This window comes from Micromonospora foliorum (assembly GCF_022229015.1).
Lineage (GTDB): Bacteria > Actinomycetota > Actinomycetes > Mycobacteriales > Micromonosporaceae > Micromonospora > Micromonospora foliorum.
This window is the reverse complement of sequence record NZ_JAKKFF010000242.1, coordinates 1-4,874: the sequence shown is the minus strand read 5'-3', so window position 1 is coordinate 4,874 and position 4,874 is coordinate 1. Positions and strand designations below refer to the sequence as shown.

Genomic DNA, 4,874 nt, shown 5'->3' with positions numbered 1-4,874 from the left:
GTAGGCGTCCTGGTCGGAGCGGTGTGCCGGCACGGCGGGGCGGTCGTCCGGTTCGCCGGACGGCAACGGTTCCGAGCTGTCCACGGCCACCTCCCTCAGTGACGAAGGGAACTTACAGGAAAGTCCCGAGGGTGAAAAGAAGCTACAAAGTCGGCACGTGTCAGCGGGCCCGAGCGTAACGAGTCGGCATCGGCCCCGCACCCCCGTCACCTCGCCATCCACGCCCGTTCATCTCGCGCCCCGCGCCCCGCGCCCCGCGCCCCGCGCCCCGCGCCCCGCGCCCCGCGCCAAGATCGTGCTCGAACCAGGATGTAGTGGCCTCACCGACGCGCCGAGGCCACTACATCCCGGATATTGCACGATCTTGAACGCGAACGCCCCAGGAAGGCACCCCCGGGAGTCCAGGGCACGACATCCTCGGCCCTCGCCCGACGCCCACCCCGTGATCCACTCGGTTTCACGGAAGTCGTGGCTTCCACCTCGCTCGAACACCGCGTTCTCAAGGAAGCCGAGTGGATCTATCTAGAGGGTCTGCACGGTGGCGATGCGTTCCTCAAGCTGCTCGATGGTGGCCTGGGCGCTCGGCGGACCGCCGCAGAGCCGGCGCAGTTCCGCATGGATCTTGCCGTGTGGCTGGCCGGTGCGGTGGTGTCGGGCGGCCACCAACGCGTTCAGTTGGCGCCGGAGGGCCACGCGACGCTGGGCGGCGCTCATGGGTGCCGGTGGCGCTGCTGTGGGCGCAGCGGCCGGCTGAGCGGCCCCGTCGGCCGTACGACGGCGTTGGGCGGCGAGCTGTGCGGCCTGTCGCTTGGTCAGCAGCAGCGAGACCTGGTCGGCGGTGAGCAGGCCGGGCAGACCGAGGTATTCCTCCTCCTCGGGGGTGCCGGCCTGGGCCGCGGTACCGAACGACGCACCGTCGAAGATCACCTGGTCCAGCTCGGCGGTGGCCGAGAGCGCCGCGAACCGCTTCTCCAACTCCCCGCTGGCCTGGTCGTCGCGCTGCGCACGTTCCAGCAGGTCGTCGTCGAAACCGTCGGCTTCCTTGGGTTTACCGAGGACGTGGTCGCGCTCGGTCTCCATCTCGCTGGCCAACCCGAGCAGGTGCGGCACGCTGGGCAGGAAGACCGACGCGGTCTCCCCGGGCCGGCGGGCCCGCACGAACCGGCCGATCGCCTGCGCGAAGTAGAGCGGAGTGCTGGCACTGGTGGCGTAGACGCCGACCGCCAGTCGCGGGATGTCGACCCCCTCGGACACCATCCGCACCGCGACCAGCCACCGCTGGTCGGACGCCGCGAACGTCGCGATCCGGGCGGACGCGCCCTGGTCGTCGGAGAGCACCACGGCGGCCTTCTCGCCGGTCACCTGCTCGATCAGCTTGGCGTACGAGCGGGCGGTCTGCTGGTCGGTGGCGATGATCAGACCACCGGCGTCGGCCATGCCCGCGTTGCGCAGCACGGTGAGTCGGGCGTCGGCGGCCCGCAGCACCTGTGGCATCCAGTCGCCCGCCGGGTCCAGGGCGGTACGCCACGCCTGCGCCACCAGGTCCTGGGTCATCGGCTCGCCCAGCCGGGCCGCCAGTTCCTCCCCCGCGTTGGTACGCCAGCGGGTCTCCCCGGAGTACGCCAGGAAGAGCACCGGCCGGACCACGCCGTCGCGTAGCGCGTCGGAGTAGCCGTACACCGAGTCGGCGCGGGAGCGCAGCAGCCCGTCTCCGCCCCGCTCGTAGCTGACGAACGGGATCGGGTTGTCGTCGGAGCGGAACGGCGTCCCGGTGAGCATCAGCCGGCGTACGGCGGGTTCGAAGGCGTTCTTCACCCCGTCGCCCCAGGACCGGGAGTCGCCGGCGTGGTGGATCTCGTCGAGGATGACCAGGGTGCGTCGGGTCATGGTGCGCCGCCGGTGCACCTGCGGGGCCATCCCCACCTGCGCGTAGGTGACCACCGCGCCGTGGAAGTCGGCCGCGGAGTGCAGGTCGGCGTTGCGGAACGCGGCGTCGAGTTGGATGCCCACCCGGGCCGCGGCCTCGGACCACTGGTTCTTCAGGTGCTCGGTCGGCGCGACCACGGTGACCGCCTCCACGGTGCCGTCACCGAGCAGCTCGGCGGCGATCCGCAGGGCGAAGGTGGTCTTGCCAGCGCCCGGCGTGGCGACCGCGGTGAAGTCCTCACTGCGGCGACGCAGGTATTCCACCAGGGCCTTGCGCTGCCAGGCGCGTAGTGCCGGGAACGTCTCGAGCACCGGCGTCCGGGCTGCCACGCGAAGCTCCTCTCCGACCGCACGATGGCGGACCCCGGGCGAGGGCCACGAGGATCCGCCGCCCATGAAAACGCCTCCGCGCAGAAGCTGCCGCGAAGGCCGACTCAGCATAACCAGCACGGGCCGCCGGGCCCAGGCGACGCCACGCTGGTCACAATCCCGCGCCCAACCGAACAGCGGCCCGACCGTCTCACCACTCCCGGTCGGTGCGTGGATCCGCCCCGTCGGCACGCGGCGGACGCAACTGGGCCACCGGCGCTGACCAGCGTCGACGCAGTGCGATCAGGCGCAGGCCGAAGACCAGGACGGCGGCGGCGGTGAGCGGTGCGGGCCCCGTCTGCCCGGTGACGTACAGCAGCGCCACCAGGACCGAACCGGCGAGCGCGGCCAGCGCGTAGATCTCCCGGCGCAGCACGACCGGGATCTCGGCGGTGAGCAGGTCTCGGCCGAGCCCGCCACCGATCGCGGTGAGCATGCCGATCAGGCAGGCGCCGACCGCCGGCACCCGGGCGTCGAGCGCCTTGAGCGTGCCGGTGACGGTGAACAGCGCCAGGCCTGCCGCGTCCAGCACCAGCACGGTCGTCCGCAGTCGGACCAGTTGCGGGTGCAGCCAGAAGACGGCGAGCGCGGTGATCGCGGCGGTGGCCGCGTACCGCCAGTCGGCGAAGGCCAGCGGCGGCACCTCGTCGATGACCAGGTCGCGGAAGATCCCACCGCCGAGGGCGGCCACGAATCCGACGAACGCGACGCCGAACAGGTCCAGTCGCTTGGCCACCGCCGCCGAGGCCCCGGACGCGGCGAACACCGCCACACCGGTCAGGTCGGCGAGGAGCAGGGCGGTGGAGGTGGTCACCGCCGCAGGCTACGTCGCCGGCCGGAGCCCCGGCCGAGGATCACTCGCGGTACGAGTCGTAGATCTCCTTGCACTTGGGGCAGACCGGCGAACCCGGCTTGGCCGCCTTGGTGACCGGGAAGGTCTCGCCGCAGAGAGCGACGACGAAAGTGCCCATGACGGCGCTCTCGGCGATCTTCTCCTTGCGGACGTAGTGGAACATCTCGGGACCGGTGTCGGCGTCCTTCAGTTCCGGACGCTCGAGAACCTCTGTGCTCACGTCTGCACCTCCAACCGACAAGTTTGGCAGGTCATCACGGCCGGGTCCACTTGAGGCCGGCCGAGGCCCCACCCCGTACGGTGCCCGTGTGACTGACTTTCGCATCAGCTACGGCACCGAGGTCGCCGAAGCCCTGCGCGACGGCCGGCCCGTCGTCGCGCTGGAGAGCACCATCGTCTCGCACGGTCTGCCCCGCCCGGAGAACCTGCGGGTGGCCAGGGAGATCGAGCGGACGGTTCGGGACGCCGGCGCCGTTCCGGCGACGATCGGCATGATCGCCGGGGAGCTGGTGGTCGGCCTGGACGACGCGCAGCTGACCCGGCTGGCCACGGTCGACGGCGTGACCAAGCTCTCCGTCCGCGACCTCGCGGTGGCCGCCGCGACCGGCGCGGACGGCGCGACCACGGTGGCCGCGACCAGTGCGGTGGCCGCCGCCGCCGGTATCGGCGTGTTCGCCACCGGTGGGCTGGGTGGGGTGCACCGGGAGGCCGCGCACACCTTCGACGAGTCGGCGGACCTGATCACCCTGGCGCAGACCCCGATCGCGGTGGTCTGCGCCGGGGTCAAGTCGATCCTCGACGTGGGCGCGACGCTGGAGCGTCTGGAGACCCTCGGGGTCGCGGTGGTCGGTTACCGCACCCACCGGTTCCCCGGCTTCTACCTCACCGACGCCGGCTTCGACCTGGACTGGTCGGTGGACTCGCCGGAGCAGGTCGCGGCCGTGCTCGACGCCCGGGACGAGCACGCCGTGCACACCGGTGGGCTGCTCATCGCCAACCCGCTGCCGGTCGACGAACAGCTCGACCCGGAGCTGCACGACCGGACGCTCACCGAGGGCCTGGCCCTGCTGGAGCGGGACGGGATCACCGGAAAGGCCGTCACCCCCTACCTGCTCGCGCACTTCCACTCGGCCACCGAGGGCGCGAGCCTGGCGGTGAACGTGCGGATCATCCTGCGCAACGCCGCACTGGCCGCGCGGATCGCGGTCGCCTCGGCGGCCCGCGGCACCGCCGTCCCGGCATGACCCGACCGGCCCGGGTGGTCGTCGTCGGGGACGTGATCACCGATGTGGTCGCCGTGTTGTCCGGGCCGCTCGCGGCCGGCTCGGACACCGGGGCCGAGATCAGTCTCGGCGGCGGCGGTCAGGCGGCCAACACCGCCGCCTGGGTCGCCGCGCAGCGGGTGGACGTCACGCTCATCGGCGCCGTCGGGAACGACGACGCCGGGCGGGACCGGGTGGCCGAACTCGACCGGGCGGGCGTCGACTGCGCGATCGAGCGGGTCGAGGGCGCCCCGACCGGCACGGTCATCGTGTTGGCCGCCGACGACGAACGCACGATGGTCAGCCAGCGGGGCGCGAACCTGCGGTTGAGCGCCACGCACGTCGAACAGGCCGTCGCGGCGGTGCCCGACGCTGGGCATCTGCACCTGTCCGCGTACACCCTGCTGGACGCCGAGTCGCGCGGCGCGGGGCTGCGGGCGTTGGCCGCCGCCCGCGAGCGCGGG

At 72.3% G+C, this 4,874-nt stretch carries 5 protein-coding genes; 2 read left to right on the top strand and 3 right to left on the bottom strand.

Annotation, left to right across the window (positions count from 1 at the left end; translation table 11 throughout):
* Positions 1-522 precede the first annotated feature (522 nt).
* From PSH25_RS18160 to PSH25_RS18150, 3 genes are all read right to left on the bottom strand, one after another.
* A complete protein-coding gene (locus PSH25_RS18160; protein WP_238660208.1) occupies positions 523-2,256 on the bottom strand; it encodes a DEAD/DEAH box helicase in 1,734 nt (577 codons plus the stop codon).
* A 190-nt stretch (positions 2,257-2,446) separates the two neighbouring features.
* A complete protein-coding gene (locus tag PSH25_RS18155) occupies positions 2,447-3,109 on the bottom strand; it encodes a trimeric intracellular cation channel family protein (RefSeq protein WP_238660207.1) in 663 nt (220 codons plus the stop codon).
* A 40-nt stretch (positions 3,110-3,149) separates the two neighbouring features.
* The gene (locus PSH25_RS18150) at positions 3,150-3,368 is read right to left on the bottom strand and encodes a DUF3039 domain-containing protein (protein ID WP_007456912.1); all 219 of its coding nucleotides are present in this window, start codon (positions 3,366-3,368) and stop codon (positions 3,150-3,152) included.
* 88 nt (positions 3,369-3,456) lie between these two features.
* Between PSH25_RS18150 and PSH25_RS18145 the strand changes: the two genes are divergently transcribed.
* Both PSH25_RS18145 and PSH25_RS18140 read left to right on the top strand, forming a co-directional pair.
* Positions 3,457-4,392: a pseudouridine-5'-phosphate glycosidase gene (locus tag PSH25_RS18145; RefSeq protein ID WP_238660206.1), complete on the top strand. Its 936-nt coding sequence runs from the start codon at positions 3,457-3,459 to the stop codon at positions 4,390-4,392.
* Positions 4,389-4,874 (top strand): carbohydrate kinase family protein (locus PSH25_RS18140; RefSeq protein ID WP_238660205.1); only part of this gene is annotated, 486 nt, incomplete at its 3' end. The genes PSH25_RS18145 and PSH25_RS18140, both read left to right, overlap by 4 nt.